We start from the raw sequence: 16,660 nt of genomic DNA on the forward strand, positions 1-16,660 counted from the left end.
GTTATAGGATCAAGCCTAACGGGCAATTAGTATCGGTTAGCTTAATGCATTACTGCACTTCCACACCCGACCTATCAACGTTGTGGTCTTCAACGACCCTTTATGTAGGTTAAACCTACGGGAGATCTCATCTTCAGGCAAGTTTCCCGCTTAGATGCTTTCAGCGGTTATCTCTTCCATTCATAGCTACCCTGCGATGCTTCTGGCGAAACAACAGGTACACCAGCGGAATGTCCACTCCGGTCCTCTCGTACTAGGAGCAGCCCCCGTCAAATCTCCAACGCCCATGGCAGATAGGGACCAAACTGTCTCACGACGTTTTAAACCCAGCTCACGTACCTCTTTAAATGGCGAACAGCCATACCCTTGGGACCGGCTACAGCCCCAGGATGAGATGAGCCGACATCGAGGTGCCAAACACCGCCGTCGATATGAACTCTTGGGCGGTATCAGCCTGTTATCCCCAGAGTACCTTTTATCCGTTGAGCGATGGCCCTTCCATACAGAACCACCGGATCACTATGACCTGCTTTCGCACCTGCTCGACTTGTCGGTCTCGCAGTTAAGCACGCTTTTGCCATTGCACTTTAGGTACGATGTCCGACCGTACCAAGCGTACCTTCGTACTCCTCCGTTACACTTTGGGAGGAGACCGCCCCAGTCAAACTGCCTACCATGCACTGTTCCCGACCCGGATAACGGGCCAAGGTTAGAACCTCAAATAAATCAGGGTGGTATTTCAAGGTTGGCTCCAACAGAACTAGCATCCTGTTATCAACGCCTCCCACCTATCCTACACAGACCGATTCAAAGTCCAATGCAAAGCTACAGTAAAGGTTCATGGGGTCTTTCCGTCTAGCCACGGGTAGATTGCATCATCACAAACATTTCAACTTCGCTGAGTCTCAGGAGGAGACAGTGTGGCCATCGTTACGCCATTCGTGCAGGTCGGAACTTACCCGACAAGGAATTTCGCTACCTTAGGACCGTTATAGTTACGGCCGCCGTTTACTGGGACTTCAATCAAGAGCTTGCACCCCATCATTTAATCTTCCAGCACCGGGCAGGCGTCACACCCTATACGTCCACTTTCGTGTTTGCAGAGTGCTGTGTTTTTATTAAACAGTCGCAGCCACCTTTTTATTGCAACCCTTTCGTCCTCCCCTTGTACAGGGTCAAACTACCAGGGCGTACCTTATCCCGAAGTTACGGTACAAATTTGCCGAGTTCCTTCTCCTGAGTTCTCTCAAGCGCCTTAGAATACTCATCTCGCCCACCTGTGTCGGTTTGCGGTACGGTCTTGTTAGACTGAAGCTTAGAGGCTTTTCTTGGAACCACTTCCAATTGCTTCGCGAATAAATTCGCTCGTCTCACGCCCTTGAATTACGCTACCGGATTTACCTAATAGCCATCTCCAACGCAAGAACCGGGACTTCCAACACCCGGACAACTTTCCGCGATCCGTCCCCCCATCGCATCTAACAATGGTCAAGGAATATTAACCTTGTTCCCATCAGCTACGCATCTCTGCCTCGCCTTAGGGGCCGACTCACCCTGTTCCGATGAACGTTGAACAGGAAACCTTGGGCTTACGGCGAGGGGGCTTTTCACCCCCTTTATCGCTACTCATGTCAGCATTCGCACTTCTGATACCTCCAGCATCCTTTACAAGACACCTTCACAGGCTTACAGAACGCTCTCCTACCATCACATTGCTGTGATCCGCAGCTTCGGTTATATGCTTAGCCCCGTTACATCTTCCGCGCAGGACGACTCGATCAGTGAGCTATTACGCTTTCTTTAAAGGATGGCTGCTTCTAAGCCAACCTCCTGACTGTTTTAGCCTTCCCACTTCGTTTCCCACTTAGCATATATTAGGGACCTTAGCTGGCGGTCTGGGTTGTTTCCCTCTTGACACCGGACGTTAGCACCCGATGTCTGTCTCCCGTGCTTGCACTTGTAGGTATTCGGAGTTTGCTATGGCGCAGTAATCCGCAATGGACCCCACTACCATGACAGTGCTCTACCCCCTACAGTGATACACGAGGCACTACCTAAATAGTTTTCGGAGAGAACCAGCTATTTCCAGTTTTGTTTAGCCTTTCACCCCTATCCACAGCTCATCCCCTAACTTTTCAACGTTAGTGGGTTCGGTCCTCCAGTACGTGTTACCGCACCTTCAACCTGGCCATGGATAGATCAACTGGTTTCGGGTCTACACCCAGCAACTAGCGCCCTATTCGGACTCGCTTTCGCTACGCCTTCCCTATTCGGTTAAGCTTGCTACTGAATGTAAGTCGCTGACCCATTATACAAAAGGTACGCAGTCACCCCTTACGAGGCTCCTACTGTTTGTATGCACACAATTTCAGGATCTATTTCACTCCCCTCCCGGGGTTCTTTTCGCCTTTCCCTCACGGTACTTGTTCACTATCGGTCGATTACGAGTATTTAGCCTTGGAGGATGGTCCCCCCATATTCAGACAGGATTTCACGTGTCCCGCCCTACTTGTCTCTAGCCTAGTACCACTCAATAATTTTCACATACGGGACTATCACCCTTTATTGTTGGACTTTCCATTCCATTCTGTTAATTACTGAGATATCACTAGAAGGCTCTTCCCATTTCGCTCGCCACTACTCTGGGAATCTCGGTTGATGTCTTTTCCTCTTGCTACTTAGATGTTTCAGTTCACAAGGTTCGCTTCTCATACCCTATGTATTCAGGTATGGATACCACAAAAGTGGTGGGTTTCCCCATTCAGAAATCCCCGGATCAAAGCTTATTTACCAGCTCCCCGGGGCTTATCGCAGGTTATAACGTCTTTCGTCGCCTGTAATCGCCAAGGCATCCATCATGTGCACTTATTCACTTGATCCTATAACGAGCACCATTGCTAGTACCTGTTACAGGTTTACTTCTACTTCTGACATGTTTGCCGTAATCCAAACTGTAAGTACTTTGTTAAGAACTTGGTAAAACTCGTTTGTATTACTGATTGATGATTCAATCTTTACCCTTATTACATTGTCAAATGTCCTCTCAAAGAAACATTTGACACTTTGCTTACTCAAATTTTTAAAGAACAGCCATAAATGGCAAAACTAAACGATTAAATATTCGCTTAGTTTTGACATTTAGATGATGGTGGAGGATGACGGGATCGAACCGACGACCCCCTGCTTGCAAAGCAGGTGCTCTCCCAGCTGAGCTAATCCCCCAACGTCCCACTAAGTCTTGTTTCTGGCTGGTGGTGGGTCTGGTAGGACTTGAACCTACGACCCCTGCGTTATCAACACAGTGCTCTAACCAGCTGAGCTACAGACCCGTGGCTTTTATTGTCAACCGATAAGTGTGGGCACTAGGATTCAGCATCTTTTCTCTAGAAAGGAGGTGATCCAGCCGCACCTTCCGATACGGCTACCTTGTTACGACTTTACCCCAGTCATGAACCCTGCCGTGGCAGTCGCCCTCCTTGCGGTTAGGCTAACGGCTTCTGGCAAAACCCACTCCCATGGTATGACGGGCGGTGTGTACAAGACCCGGGAACGTATTCACCGCGACATTCTGATCCGCGATTACTAGCGATTCCAGCTTCACGTAGTCGAGTTGCAGACTACGATCCGGACTACGATGCATTTTCTGAGATTAGCTCCCCCTCGCGGGTTGGCAACCCTCTGTATGCACCATTGTATGACGTGTGAAGCCCTACCCATAAGGGCCATGAGGACTTGACGTCATCCCCACCTTCCTCCGGTTTGTCACCGGCAGTCTCTTTAGAGTGCTCTTGCGTAGCAACTAAAGACAAGGGTTGCGCTCGTTGCGGGACTTAACCCAACATCTCACGACACGAGCTGACGACAGCCATGCAGCACCTGTGTTCACTTTCTCTTACGAGCACCTAATGTATCTCTACTTCGTTAGTGACATGTCAAGGGTAGGTAAGGTTTTTCGCGTTGCATCGAATTAATCCACATCATCCACCGCTTGTGCGGGTCCCCGTCAATTCCTTTGAGTTTTAATCTTGCGACCGTACTCCCCAGGCGGCTGACTTCACGCGTTAGCTACGTTACTCAGGATGTAAATCCCGAACAACTAGTCAGCATCGTTTAGGGCGTGGACTACCAGGGTATCTAATCCTGTTTGCTCCCCACGCTTTCGTGCATGAGCGTCAGTGTTATCCCAGGGGGCTGCCTTCGCCATTGGTATTCCTCCACATATCTACGCATTTCACTGCTACACGTGGAATTCTACCCCCCTCTGACACACTCTAGCTATACAGTCACAGGCGCCATTCCCAGGTTAAGCCCGGGGATTTCACGCCTGTCTTGTATAACCGCCTGCGCACGCTTTACGCCCAGTAATTCCGATTAACGCTTGCACCCTACGTATTACCGCGGCTGCTGGCACGTAGTTAGCCGGTGCTTATTCTTCAGGTACCGTCATTCCCGGACTGTGTTAGAGCCGGTGTTTCTTCCCTGACAAAAGAGCTTTACAACCCGAAGGCCTTCTTCACTCACGCGGCATTGCTGGATCAGGGTTTCCCCCATTGTCCAAAATTCCCCACTGCTGCCTCCCGTAGGAGTCTGGGCCGTGTCTCAGTCCCAGTGTGGCTGATCGTCCTCTCAGACCAGCTACTGATCGTCGCCTTGGTGGGCTTTTACCCCACCAACAAGCTAATCAGGCATCGGCCGCTCTAATCGCGCGAGGTCTTTCGATCCCCCGCTTTCCCCCTCAGGGCGTATGCGGTATTAGCACAGCTTTCGCTGCGTTATCCCCCACGATAAGGTACGTTCCGATGTATTACTCACCCGTTCGCCACTCGCCACCAGGTGCAAGCACCCGTGCTGCCGTTCGACTTGCATGTGTAAGGCATGCCGCCAGCGTTCAATCTGAGCCAGGATCAAACTCTTCAGTTCAATTCCTGTGATCCTTGCGGATCGTCGCACTCATTCAAGAAATTGACTTGGTAATAAAACCAAATCTTTTTACTGTCTATGAGTACTATTTATTTACATCTGTCCCGAAGGACTGGATGCTTTCACTTAGTACCCACAATTATCGGTTGACTAATTTTTAAAGAGGGCTGACTTGTTTTTCGTATTTCGTAAAACATTCAGCAGAGAGGTGAGACTATATCCCACATTTTTAGGGTCGTCAACACCTTTCGTACTCTTTTAATTAAAAAAGGCTAAGTTTTTTCTTAGTTTAAAAATATATCCAATTAAAACAATGGGTTATATTTCGAAAAAAATTTCAACTTTTTTTCGAAATTTCTTATTTTTTAAGGTTTAGCCCTAAACAAACCAAAAATTACGCTGTTTTTTGATGCTGATTTGGCCTATTTGCAACAAACTTAGGGAAAACCCTGTAATTTTTAGCTATCCCTGCTAAAATATTGCTATGCACAATAAATTAGCGAATAGTCACTTACCTTCAAGCCCTTATATGGCTGGGCAGGCTGTGCCCGTTCGCGAACTTCACGCTGGATATAGACGGGAAATATTGAATCATTTACTACAACTAAATGATGAAGATAGGCGGCTACGGTTTGGTACCCAGACTCCTGATGAGGTGATTCGTCACTATGTAGAAGGTCTTGATTTCAATCGGGATGTCATTTTTGGTGTTTTCAATTTAGATCTGAAGCTAGTTGGTATGGCCCATCTAGCCTATTTGCCTGAGCATAAGGGTGAGGCGCGAGCTGCTGAATTTGGTGTGTCTGTGTTACCAGAAGGGCGCTCCCAGGGCCTGGGCACAGCGTTGTTACAACGCTCAGCCGTTCACTCACGCAATACCAGCATTGAAACCCTTTACGTTCATTGTCTTGCCAATAACAAAGCCATGATGCATTTGGCTCAAAAGGCAGGGATGACCGTTGAATACGCCTATGGCGATGCTGATGCTTGCCTTAAGTTGCCCCCAGCAAATCCCGCGACTATTGTGGAAGAGGCTGCCAATGCGCAGTGGGCTGGCATGGACTACGCCCTAAAAGAAAACCTCAAACGCTCTAATCAAGCCTGGTGGTGGCTCTTAGGAAGACCCGGTCTAGCGCCTTAACTTCTAGCCTTAGTTTTTGTTGGGTGCGCCACGCAATATCCAGCTAGTTAATGTAGATAAATCCGCATCACTCAATTTTGAGTTGGCCGGCATAGGCACAATGCCCCAAGAACCAGACCCTCCTTTAGCAATTTTATTTTTTAAAAATGCTTGAGCATTGGGGTCGCTCTTATATTTTTCTGCCACCGCTTGAAAACTAGGGCCAACAATTTTTTTATTGATTGCATGGCAGCCCAAGCAAGCATTTTGTTTTGCAAGTGCGAATGCATTCTCGTCTTGAATATTCGCCTGCGCAGTAGGCAAGAAATAAGCGAGCACTGTAAATAAAAAAACTATTTTTACAATCGCTCGCTTTTTAAACATCACCAACCTACGAAAAAATTATTGAAATTTTGGAGGGCTACTAGGTTGAGTTTGATCTGCTTTGCCTTGCTTTTCTAGACGCACTTTTTCTTCTTCAGAAATGATGTCAAAGTAAACGTAAACATCTTTTACGCCATTTGCATTACTCGCAACTTTCTTAGCAAGGTCAGCCTCACTTTGAGTCAAGATGCCCATAAGATAAACGCTGCTACTTTCTGCAACTATAACCATAGAGTTTGACGGCAACTGATCTGTAAAGACCATTTGTGTTTTGATCTTAGATTCAAGATAAGAATCGTTTGCACGTGATGTGTAGCTACTGTTGGGTCCAATAACCAATTCATTAAACACGGCTCGCGCATTTTTCATCGCCTTGACATAAGCGCCTGCCTCACCCTTAATATCAGCATCCTTCACTTCGCCAGTGAGCAATACTTTTTGATTAAATGAAGTCACGTTAATGTGTGCGTTATCGCCAAAGCGTTTTGCTAACGCATTTTCTGCCTCTAACTCAATTCCTTTATCGATTGCTTGTACGGCTGGTGTGCGACGGTCTGCGAGCACTGTTGCTCCAGCAGCAACACCGCCAACAGCCAATACCCCACACGCAGTTAACTGCGTGACTATGAGTAAAACAATAAGTAATTTAAACGTGGAAAAAATTTTCATGGATATGTTTTCTAATGTGAGCTATCAATAATTTTTAATCAAGCAAAACATGATCTACGCCATCACATAAAGCATGCAGCAAAACCAAATGCGTTTCTTGAATGCGCGCTGTACGCGTTGATGGTGCGCACAAGTGAATATCATCTTTATCTAATAACTGAGCTATCTTGCCGCCACCATTGCCGGTGAATGCAATAATTTTCATACCGAGCTTTTTGGCAGCCTCAATGGCTTTAATCACGTTCTTCGAATTCCCTGAGGTTGAAATACCCAACAGAATGTCACCTTTTTTCCCAAGACCGCGAACTTGCTTACTAAAAATCTCATCGTAGCTATAGTCATTTCCAATGGCCGTAAGAATTGAAGTGTCGGTCGTCAAAGCAATTGCAGCCAACTCTTGGCGCTCCCTTTCAAAACGACCAACGAGCTCTGCTGCAAAGTGCTGCGCATCGGCTGCAGAACCACCATTGCCACAGGCCATGATCTTACCGCCGGCACGCAAACAATCGACCATCGCCAGTACGCCCCTAGCAACAGATTCGGGGAGCAGTTTTTCAGCCTCTTGTTTCACGGCAATGCTGTCCAGAAAATGCTGGGAGGCACGCAGACGCAAACGTTCGTTGATATCTTTTTCCATAACAATATTATGCGCCAAAGATGTCCTAATTTCAGTAGCAATCAGCTTATCCCAAAAGCAACGTATCCTCTTACTAATTGTTTAACTTTTTGCAGGCAGCCCCCATGGAACTTAGCTCTTTCGATTTCTTAAAGCAGCAGGATTTACCTGTAGGAGCTCTGTATATGGTTGCGACACCTATCGGCAATTTGGGCGACATTACTTTACGCGCCCTGCATGTTCTCAATTCAGTCGATGGGATTGCTTGTGAAGACACCAGACATAGTGCGGCATTACTCCAACAATTTGGCATTCATAAAAAATGTTTAGCGTTGCACGAACACAATGAAATTGGCGGCGCTCAAACAGTCATACAACACCTTTTGAACAATGAGCGCTGGGCTTATATTTCAGATGCCGGAACCCCGGGAGTCTCGGACCCAGGGGCAAAGCTGGTAAATGAGGTTCAAAAAGCAGGGCTAAGAGTAATTCCCATTCCGGGCGCAAGCGCTGTATCAAGCGCCATCTCAGCAGCCGGCTCAGTGATGCATCACTCGGAAGGACGCTTTCAGTTTTTAGGTTTTTGGCCCAATAAAACTAAAGAGCGTGATGCTCTGCTGCACGATATCTCCAGCAGCAAAAAGGCAAGCATCTTTTTCGAGTCTCCGCACCACATTAAAGAAACACTTGCATTGCTTGCAAAAAATTTAGAGGCTGATCGTCAGCTTTTAGTCTGCCGTGAGTTAACCAAAAAATTTGAGCAACTAGTGCCACTTCAAGCGCAAGACGTTACTCACTGGCTAGAGGTGGCAGAGAGCCTTAAGGGTGAATTTGTCATCGTGGTTGCAGGGCGATCAGCCAATAGCGATGAGACTCCAGAGCATTCAGCTCTCTTGTTGTGGGCTAATGCGCTGAGCCCTTATATGGGGAGCAAAGAAATTGCTGCCGTTCTTTCGCAAACTTTAGGACTCACAAAAAAAGAAGCCTATCAAGTTGCCTTAGATGCAAAGAGTGAATAAATGAAAATAAAAAAGCTGGCACAAGGCCAGCTTTTAAATATGCGCTAAAGACTTATTTGGCGCTAGTAGCAGGAGCCGCAGGCTCGCTAGCATCTTTAAAATTGAGTTGCCCCACTGGCTTAATAATTTGATCGGCAGATGCAGATGAATCTGCGCGCTTGCCATTGTTCACAAACACCATTAATAACAAAATGATGATGAGTGGCACGAAAAAGCTTGCGAACACCATGATGATGAGTTGTTTTGGGGACTTAATTAGACTTCCGTGCTCGTTGCTCATAAGAATTTATCGTTTGACGGGTTTCAGGGTTGTTTTGTCGAGATTATAACTAGAGAGAAGGGTTATAGACACTTACAATAGAGGGGTAACCAGTTTTTCCACTAGCGCCCGTAGCTCAGTGGATAGAGTATTGGCCTCCGAAGCCAAGGGTCGCAGGTTCGATTCCTGCCGGGCGCACCAGTCTTTCGGGCACATAGTTCTTAAAAAACTGCATTGAAAGCTATTTTTTGCGGCTTTTAATGCTTTTGCTCTCTCTTCATTTACAAATCAGGCCAATACTCAAATGGTCTTTTGTGCCCAAACCGTGCCCATTTTGTGCCTGCTCTGTGCCCACCCTTTTTGATCTATGCTGGTTTTGAGTATTAGCCTCAAATTGGCACACTTACCGCCTTAATACCTAGATTTCTGTGCCCAAGGCGAAATGACTAGTCATTTTGAGCATCTGGTAGGTATTCAAATAGATCTTCGACTTTGCAATCGAAAAATTTGCATAGCTTACTAATTGCATCTAAATCGACCCTTGCAGCAGTTTCATCGTAAAGCAGGGTGATGGTGTTCCGATGCAAGCCAGTCTCACGAGCGACATCTACCAACTTAAGTTTTCTTTCACCCATAAGGGTCGATAAATGGCATTTTATCATTCTGAATAGCTTTTTTTAATATTAAATGTAAAAAGTGCTTGCTAAATGTCATTTACTCATGCATAATGTCATTCAGGATGGCAAAAGTTAATTAAGAATTACTTTTCGCCACTTTGATTGATTTTACTACATGGAGTTAACAATGGCACAGACCTATCTCACCACTGAAGAGCTTTCAGCTCGCATCAAATATGACCCCCGCACGATTCGGGATCAACTTAAAGATTCTGTCTTATTAGAGGGACGTCATTATTTCCGCCCTTTTGGCGGAAGAAAGATTCTCTATATCTGGGAAGTTATTGAGGATGACATGACAAAGGCGATCTCTTCGACCCTAAATCAAATCCCAATGGCAAGAGGGGGCGTTGTTCATGTCTAACATTCGCGTCAGAAAAGAAACTGGGCGCCTCTTTCTGGATTTCCGAGTTTTTGGGATTCGCTGTAGAGAGCAAACGGAATTGGGTGACTCCAAGGCTAACCGCAAATTACTGGCCAAGCTAGATGAAAACATCAAAGTAGCTGTAGCCAATGGCTCTTACCGCCATGAGCACTTCTTTCCAATGAGTAAACGCATTGCAGAAGTAGAAGAAGCACGACTGGCTATTAGCACCCCTGCTATTAATAAGGCTCCCACCAACTTGGTTTTAGCCATTGCTGGAATGCTACCCGACCGCCCGCCATCAACCCATCGTCAAACCCCACTGTTTTCCGACTTTGCCAATCAATGGTACTCAGAGATGGAAGTAGGGTGGAAGCGTTCGCATCGCACTACTACTAGAGGTGTCCTGGATAACTTTCTAATTCCTCAATTTGGCCAAAAGACGGTAAATGAGATTAAAAAGGGTGAAATTCTCGCTTTTAGATCATCTTTAGCGAAGTTACCCGGAATTAAGAACAAAGAGAGCCTTTCAGCTTCTCGCATCAACCACATCATGACCCCGCTGCGGATGATATTGACAGAGGCTGCCGATCGCTATGAATTTGCCCCGGCCTTTATCAATATCAAACCTTTAAGAGTGGGCAAGACCGATGTGCAGCCGTTCACGATGCAAGAAGTCCAAGACATTCTTCACACGGTTCGAGCTGACTTTCGCAACTACTATATCGTTCGCTTCTTTACGGGGACCCGTACTGGTGAGATCGATGGCCTCAAATGGCAGTACGTTGATTTTGAACGTCGCACGATTTCCATAAAAGAGACGATTGTGAATGACTATGAGGAAACTCCCAAAACGGGAGAGTCCGAGCGTGACATCCAAATGTCCCAGATGGTCTTTGATGCGCTTTTGGCTCAGCACAAAGTAACAGGGCAGGGCGTGTATGTTTTTGCAACCAGTGCTGGAACGCCCATTTCTCATCGCAATATTTCTAAGCGAGTTTGGTATCCGCTCTTAAGATTATTGGGCCTGAAAAAGCGAGTGCCCTATCAAACTCGCCATACCTATGCCACCCTCATGTTGGCTTCTGGCGAGGCCCCCGAATGGATCGCCCGTCAGATGGGACACACCACTACCGAGATGCTCTTTCGGGTGTACTCAAGATTCATTCCAAACTTGACCCGCCAGGATGGAAGCGCCTTTGAACGACTCATGGCAGCGCAGATGCAAGACCAGCCGCACCCCATTGTGAACCCCCAATCACTCAATGAAGTAAGCGCCCACTCAGTTATAAATCCCAACAGCATTGGAGTGAATCATTTACCGAAAACTCAGAGTCGGGTGACTGAGAAAGTTGAACAAGCACCAGAATTACCTGAGCCCGAAACCCCAAAGCCTCCAGTTGCACTGCCCAACACTCGAATCAATCCAAGTGCTGATGCTGCACTGATCGCTAATCCTTGGCTAGAAATTGCCAAACATTCTGGTCTTTCTATGCCCCCTAAAGTCGACCCAACCCCACCCTCAGATCACCCAAAGGGAGGCCTTTTATGAGGCTCGCCAAACTCCTTACTTCAACCCATCACCAACCACTTGAGAAAACTATGGCACCTAAATACAAGCTTTATGGCAATGCAACTGATGACTTTATATTTGAATTAGTTTGCAAATACGACCCCTCAAATTTGAGCCACCTTCAAGACCTAGACTCAGTTTTGTATAACGAAATTGGGCGACGCAAAACCCTCAGAACGCGTTTAAGCGATACACGAGGATGGCGCAGGGGAGTAGAGAATTGGGAATCCTATAAATTACCCGACTGGCTAAATCTGTGCGAACAATTTAAGTCTGCTGGAGAATTTCGCGATAGTTATGGTGCCGCTCAAAGTGCTGCACATAACTTAGGTCTTTGGCCTGAAATAGAAAAATTAATGGTTGATTCTGGGAAATGGTCCAACCAACTTTATGGCATTGATGGTCGCAAATATGCCAGTCGCTCGGAACTCATTGTCGCCAATTGGCTTCATTACTCAAAAATTGACTACATCAGCCATCCAAAGCTAAAACTGCAAGAAACAAGCAAGCCGTACAGAGGTGATTTTCAATTGCCCATGGTGGCAAATATTGAAGTATTTATGTTCTCCAAAGACGGGGTCAAGTGTCGAACAAACTTACCGAATTGGAGCAAAGACTACCTAAATAATCGCCAAAAAAAGGAGCTCTATTATGAAACGGAGGGGTTACCATTCATTGCGATTGAGGCTGAAATTTATCGTCAACATGGCTATAAGAGATATTTAAGTCATATCCAGCAAGAATTTATCAACCTTGGCCTTGAGTTATGCGATCCCACAAATTTCCCAATTGAATATAGTCAACATGACCTTGGTATTAATTGGGCTTTAGATGATTTTATAAATTACGCTCAAACCAACAATATTCAATTTCTGTCGCATTTTCAGAAGAACGCGCAAGATCTATATAACCTAATCAAAATTAAAGGCCTTCGTAAGCAAGTTAGAGTTAAGCTCGATGAACTCTATGCAAGAAGGTCTATTGCATACAAAGAAGAGTTGAGGCCTATTGAAGATGTCAGGGCAGATTGCCTTCGACTGGGAATTATCGAAAGATCTCAATATGAACATGCGCACCAAAAAGGTCTTTTCCCGACAGATACGCCTTATTCAATATTGCAAAGCTATGGAATGACATGGTTTGAGTTTATTAACGGTAGAAAAATTGATGATTTTTGGGCTTGGGAGACTGCAAAGCAATTTGTACGCTCCTTTAACTTCCAATCAAAAACAGAATTTGAGAAACATCCCAAGACGGGTAGCGACTGGGGCTTCATCAGAAAATCCCCAACAGCCCCAAGCGGCGGATATTCGGAGTGGACTAGTTGGCCGGACTTTCTGGGAAATACCAGCCCCATAGAGCAGGAACGTATAAAAGCTGAAATTGAAATTACAAATAAACTTATCAACGAATTTAAGACACTTGACACTAAGGCATCCGTCTTTTACCTAAAAAAATTAGGCCTACATGGCACTAGACTATTGAATAAAACAAGGGGGAGGCTTTATGAGGATCTACAAAGACGACCGGACTGGATTCAATTGCGCGATATGCTCGCATCACGCATTCCAAAAGTTAAAACCATTTCAGAAGCTATAGAAATACTCCTATTTGAAAAATGCTTCTATTTTTCGGACTTTATAGCTCAGCGAGAGTCAAACCCCAACCTGCAGCGAATTCCCAAGCATCCCGACAGACTTGGTAAGGGGATTTTTGAGCTTGTCCGTAAAGCCGTGGGGTTGCCCACACATGATTCCAAGATGCGAAGTTCACTTAGTTAGCATTGGATGAAAACCAGAAAGACCAATCAGCAATTGGTAGCCAATTCTTTGATTTATTTTGTGATTATTTGATCAATATATTGACCAAATAATGTTTTTATGGTTAAAATAATGATCAAATGACTGCTTCTGAACTTAGCCCCATCCTAGAGCGCCAGTTGCTATTGCAACTAGGCGATCGCATTAAGCGCTTACGTAAAGCGCAAGGGCTTGGCACGGTCGAAGTATCTGCGTGCGCAAAACTTACTCGTAATACTCTGCGGTCCATTGAAGCAGGCGATCCATCTCCTTCAATCGGCGCTTACCTAAGAGTGATGTCCGTTCTGGGCGTTAGCGGAGAGTTAGCGCTTTTGGCGGGCGACACGATGCAGGCCTCTCCAGCTGGATCAGCAGGAGCAAGGTCCAGACGCATTACCCCTAACGTACAAGTACGCGTTTTGCCAGATAACGCCGGGCACCGACTTCAAGATCTACAAAGTCTTGCCCTGCATGAAGAGGCTGTTCGGCTGGTAAAGACTGATCCTGCATTACTGCTACAAGCTCAAGATACCGTAGAGCGTTGGCTTGCTGCTGGCGATTCTCGCTCAGCTGGCCTATGGCGTGAATGGCAACTGATCTTAAGTGCAGGCTCTTGGCGCAAAGTGCTTGGCCGCACGAGGCATGCCCAGCAACTTAGACAAACCTCACCACTGGTGACCATTCTTCCAGATGAAGTGCGCCTTCGTATTTTGAAGGATGTGAGCGCGCTCAAAAAAGGGGTCGTATTTGGCAGCTCTATAACTGGCACCCAAGATGATGAAGCCTTCAAGGAGTTACCATGACACGAGAAGAGCTAGAGCACATCATTCGCGCCAGCGCTGATGTCACCAACCAATATGAATTTGTGATCATCGGCAGCCAGTCAATGCTAGGCCAAGTGCCCAATCCAGAAAAGGTCTTCACCGTTTCTATGGAAGCGGACATCTATCCACGACAGGCTCCTGACTTGGCTGATGAGATTGATGGTGCAATTGGTGAAGGCTCGCAATTCCACGAGACTTATGGTTACTACGCTCAAGGTGTGGGGCCGGATACCGCAATACTGCCAAAAGACTGGATGTCGCGTATCCATCGCGTGCAAAACAACAATACCAATGGTCGAGTGGGGTACTGCCTTGATGTGCTTGATCTCTTTCTTGCAAAGGCTGCGGCAGGGCGGGACAAAGATCGAGAGTTTTGTATGGCGCTACTGGAGTACGCCTACCTTGCGCCCGCTCAAGCCCTAGAGTTGGTGCCGACTATGCCGCTCGATGATGGTGTGCAGCGAACGCTACGCGCAACGATTCGTCGCTGGGCAAAAGCATTACGAGATGCGGGTCACGATATTCCACAGGATTAAAAGTGAATCATTACCTCCATCACCATTAAGAATATTGATCTAGATAGAGCGTGCAATTAACTATCCTCCATCTATCAAGCTCGATCTAATTCTGATAAGACTTCTAGCGTCATGTCTCGATTGCTTTTTCTTTTATCAATCAACTCCCAGTCTTTTTCCAACTCCGCACTTGAGCTGCACTTGACCAATAGCTGAGTTACTTCGGCTACTCCAATTAACGCCTCTTCTTTAGTTTTTGCAATCATTCTTGAAATGATCAACCTGGTCTCTTCTTTTCTTGGGCTGCTGAGAGCATTGACCATCAAGACGGTTAACCTTAATCCCCTTGAAGTCTCAAGAACTCTCGCCATTAACCCTGCATCTGAAATTATTGATAGCGGCATGGAATGCATTCTTCTATCAAGCTCTTGAAACTCATCTGCCTGAATATCCCATCTCACATGCTCGCTATTTAGCTTGGTCAGGCACATTTGGGCTTGATTAGAAATTTCAAGAAATATCCACTTCAGAGCATTTAACTGTTTGCGGCTCTCCAGCCTCGAGGCCTCTATTCTTCGAGCCTCCTCTTTAGACTGCTGATAGATGATTGCCAAGATGCCAAGAATTATTGCGCAGACTGAGCCTATAGCCTGAACCCAGGCCGCACACTCTGTGCGAGTAAAAGAAACTGGGACTAAAAGGCAGGTGTTACAAATATCGTAGTCCATTGCAGCCCCTTTTATTCAATATCCAAATATTAAGCGTCCCGCAACAACTAGATGCAAATTAGTTTATTCCATCTAGATCAGGCAATAAGCGATCCTCTATCTAACGAGGCTTGATGGAATAGGGCTGGCGAGGATTGCCCCAATCGGCCAAAGATGGGAAGATGAGTAATTACTTTTGGAGCCCTATAAATGCTTTTTAGCGAAAGAAATGGTCATAGCCAACTACCCTCGAACCTAAAACCTGATTCCATTTCGCCTACGCTCCGAAATTCCTTATGGAATGAAGTAATAGAGTGGATTGACACTCAAGACTTGGGAAGCGTTTGCTACTTAATTTGGAAAAATTTCTTTAAAACCCCAACAGACAAAATGCCCGCAATTGAGAGCTATAGGGGCATAAGTTATGCCCACGCTTGGGCACAAGCCAGAGAATATTACTTCTCATGCCCATGGCATAAAGTGTTTAGCTTTATCGAGTTTCTAATTTCTACAGACCCTTATGGCCCGCTTGCGAAAAAGATAAATGCTATTTTGATTGAAGAGGTGTCTGCATATCGCATATTTAATAATCACTTCATTCAAATAACCGACCAACATGAACTTTCGGCGCTATTAGAAGGTATTTCATATAAGGGAATTTTTTCTCCAGTATCTCACCACATTCAATCTTCTATAGACCTATTATCGAGTCGCGAAAATCCGGACTATCGGAATTCAATTAAGGAAGCAATTTCAGCAGTTGAAGCAATGGGAAAAATAATTACCAATCAGCCAAATGCAACTCTTGGCGAAATACTTAAAACACTTGAGTCAAAACATAAACTTCATGGAGCCCTAAAGAACGGCTACTTAAGTCTATATGGCTATACAAGTGATGCTAATGGCATTAGACACGGGCTAATGGAAGAATCAAATCTAACGCAAGCAGACGCCAAATATTTTTTATTGTCATGCACTAGCTTTGTAAATTACTTGAAGACTTTTGTTGCAAACTCAAAAGAATAGAAAAGATATTGGAACCATTTGCCCGGCCTGCGGAAAAACCAACGACTGCCAATTGGCAAGCGATAAGAAATGTTGGTGCTTTGATGTGCCAGTTGACAAGTTCAAACTAGAACAAGTCCTTAAAGACAAATCAAAAGATCAATGTCTGTGTAAGAATTGCTTGAAGAAGTTAAGCGTCTAGAGTTTAG

General features: G+C 45.8%; 15 protein-coding genes, 3 tRNA genes and 2 rRNA genes. 10 read left to right on the plus strand and 10 right to left on the minus strand.

Annotated features, from left to right (window positions below):
* Window positions 1-5 precede the first annotated feature (5 nt).
* The 4 genes from ICN34_RS02925 to ICN34_RS02940 all read right to left on the minus strand — a co-directional run bounded on the left by ICN34_RS02925 (window position 6) and on the right by ICN34_RS02940 (window position 4,920).
* Window positions 6-2,879: ribosomal RNA gene (locus ICN34_RS02925) — 23S ribosomal RNA — on the minus strand.
* 267 nt (window positions 2,880-3,146) lie between these two features.
* Window positions 3,147-3,222: transfer RNA gene (locus ICN34_RS02930), tRNA-Ala, on the minus strand.
* A gap of 30 nt (window positions 3,223-3,252) precedes the next feature.
* Window positions 3,253-3,329, minus strand: a tRNA-Ile gene (locus ICN34_RS02935).
* Window positions 3,330-3,387: 58 nt separating this feature from the next.
* Window positions 3,388-4,920: ribosomal RNA gene (locus ICN34_RS02940) — 16S ribosomal RNA — on the minus strand.
* The 16S and 23S rRNA genes sit together here with 2 tRNA genes alongside, the layout of an rRNA operon.
* A gap of 484 nt (window positions 4,921-5,404) precedes the next feature.
* On the opposite strand from ICN34_RS02940, the gene ICN34_RS02945 reads away from it, so the two are divergent.
* On the plus strand, window positions 5,405-6,061 hold the full coding sequence (locus tag ICN34_RS02945) for a GNAT family N-acetyltransferase (RefSeq protein ID WP_072582058.1): 657 nt from the start codon (window positions 5,405-5,407) through the stop codon (window positions 6,059-6,061).
* Between the two features lie 9 nt (window positions 6,062-6,070).
* Here the strand turns inward: ICN34_RS02945 and ICN34_RS02950 are convergent, their stop codons facing one another.
* The 3 genes from ICN34_RS02950 to ICN34_RS02960 are packed head-to-tail and all read right to left on the minus strand — an operon-like array spanning window position 6,071 to window position 7,730.
* Entirely contained in the window at window positions 6,071-6,424 is a 354-nt protein-coding gene (locus tag ICN34_RS02950) for a c-type cytochrome (protein ID WP_071464428.1), read from the minus strand.
* Between the two features lie 18 nt (window positions 6,425-6,442).
* Window positions 6,443-7,093 (minus strand): BON domain-containing protein, encoded by a 651-nt coding sequence (locus ICN34_RS02955; RefSeq protein ID WP_072582057.1) that lies wholly within the window; start codon window positions 7,091-7,093, stop codon window positions 6,443-6,445.
* Window positions 7,094-7,127: 34 nt separating this feature from the next.
* Window positions 7,128-7,730: a phosphoheptose isomerase gene (locus tag ICN34_RS02960; protein WP_071464426.1), complete on the minus strand. Its 603-nt coding sequence runs from the start codon at window positions 7,728-7,730 to the stop codon at window positions 7,128-7,130.
* A gap of 104 nt (window positions 7,731-7,834) precedes the next feature.
* Here ICN34_RS02960 and rsmI point away from each other — a divergent pair, with 104 nt between their 5' ends.
* A complete protein-coding gene (rsmI, locus tag ICN34_RS02965; RefSeq protein WP_071464425.1) occupies window positions 7,835-8,728 on the plus strand; it encodes a 16S rRNA (cytidine(1402)-2'-O)-methyltransferase in 894 nt (297 codons plus the stop codon).
* 52 nt (window positions 8,729-8,780) lie between these two features.
* Here the strand turns inward: rsmI and ICN34_RS02970 are convergent, their stop codons facing one another.
* Window positions 8,781-9,008 carry a hypothetical protein gene (locus tag ICN34_RS02970; RefSeq protein ID WP_236638845.1) on the minus strand — a complete coding sequence of 76 codons (228 nt, stop codon included), beginning with the start codon at window positions 9,006-9,008 and terminating at the stop codon, window positions 8,781-8,783.
* 104 nt (window positions 9,009-9,112) lie between these two features.
* On the opposite strand from ICN34_RS02970, the gene ICN34_RS02975 reads away from it, so the two are divergent.
* Window positions 9,113-9,188, plus strand: a tRNA-Arg gene (locus tag ICN34_RS02975).
* A 245-nt stretch (window positions 9,189-9,433) separates the two neighbouring features.
* Here the strand turns inward: ICN34_RS02975 and ICN34_RS02980 are convergent.
* Window positions 9,434-9,649, minus strand: coding sequence for a helix-turn-helix transcriptional regulator (locus ICN34_RS02980; RefSeq protein WP_071464424.1), 216 nt, complete (start codon window positions 9,647-9,649; stop codon window positions 9,434-9,436).
* A 142-nt stretch (window positions 9,650-9,791) separates the two neighbouring features.
* Here ICN34_RS02980 and ICN34_RS02985 point away from each other — a divergent pair, with 142 nt between their 5' ends.
* From ICN34_RS02985 to ICN34_RS03005, 5 genes are all read left to right on the plus strand, one after another.
* The gene (locus ICN34_RS02985) at window positions 9,792-10,028 is read left to right on the plus strand and encodes a hypothetical protein (protein WP_071464423.1); all 237 of its coding nucleotides are present in this window, start codon (window positions 9,792-9,794) and stop codon (window positions 10,026-10,028) included.
* On the plus strand, window positions 10,021-11,580 hold the full coding sequence (locus tag ICN34_RS02990; protein WP_216120706.1) for a tyrosine-type recombinase/integrase: 1,560 nt from the start codon (window positions 10,021-10,023) through the stop codon (window positions 11,578-11,580). Before ICN34_RS02985 ends, ICN34_RS02990 begins: the two co-directional genes overlap by 8 nt.
* Window positions 11,577-13,382: a hypothetical protein gene (locus tag ICN34_RS02995; RefSeq protein WP_216120708.1), complete on the plus strand. Its 1,806-nt coding sequence runs from the start codon at window positions 11,577-11,579 to the stop codon at window positions 13,380-13,382. The genes ICN34_RS02990 and ICN34_RS02995 overlap by 4 nt, the downstream gene beginning before the upstream one ends.
* 119 nt (window positions 13,383-13,501) lie before the next feature.
* Window positions 13,502-14,203: a helix-turn-helix transcriptional regulator gene (locus tag ICN34_RS03000; RefSeq protein ID WP_216120709.1), complete on the plus strand. Its 702-nt coding sequence runs from the start codon at window positions 13,502-13,504 to the stop codon at window positions 14,201-14,203.
* Entirely contained in the window at window positions 14,200-14,760 is a 561-nt protein-coding gene (locus tag ICN34_RS03005; RefSeq protein WP_216120711.1) for a DUF6036 family nucleotidyltransferase, read from the plus strand. Before ICN34_RS03000 ends, ICN34_RS03005 begins: the two co-directional genes overlap by 4 nt.
* Window positions 14,761-14,834: 74 nt before the next feature.
* Here ICN34_RS03005 and ICN34_RS03010 read toward each other — a convergent pair whose 3' ends face one another.
* Complete coding sequence (locus ICN34_RS03010) at window positions 14,835-15,467, minus strand: hypothetical protein (protein ID WP_216120713.1); 633 nt, start codon at window positions 15,465-15,467, stop codon at window positions 14,835-14,837.
* A gap of 189 nt (window positions 15,468-15,656) precedes the next feature.
* Between ICN34_RS03010 and ICN34_RS03015 the strand changes: the two genes are divergently transcribed.
* Both ICN34_RS03015 and ICN34_RS11595 read left to right on the plus strand, forming a co-directional pair.
* Window positions 15,657-16,472 (plus strand): AbiJ-NTD4 domain-containing protein, encoded by an 816-nt coding sequence (locus ICN34_RS03015; protein WP_216120715.1) that lies wholly within the window; start codon window positions 15,657-15,659, stop codon window positions 16,470-16,472.
* A complete protein-coding gene (locus tag ICN34_RS11595) occupies window positions 16,453-16,653 on the plus strand; it encodes a cysteine-rich CWC family protein (protein ID WP_216120717.1) in 201 nt (66 codons plus the stop codon). Before ICN34_RS03015 ends, ICN34_RS11595 begins: the two co-directional genes overlap by 20 nt.
* Window positions 16,654-16,660 lie beyond the last annotated feature (7 nt).

It is taken from the genome of Polynucleobacter sp. Tro8-14-1 (assembly GCF_018881655.1).
Classification (GTDB): domain Bacteria; phylum Pseudomonadota; class Gammaproteobacteria; order Burkholderiales; family Burkholderiaceae; genus Polynucleobacter.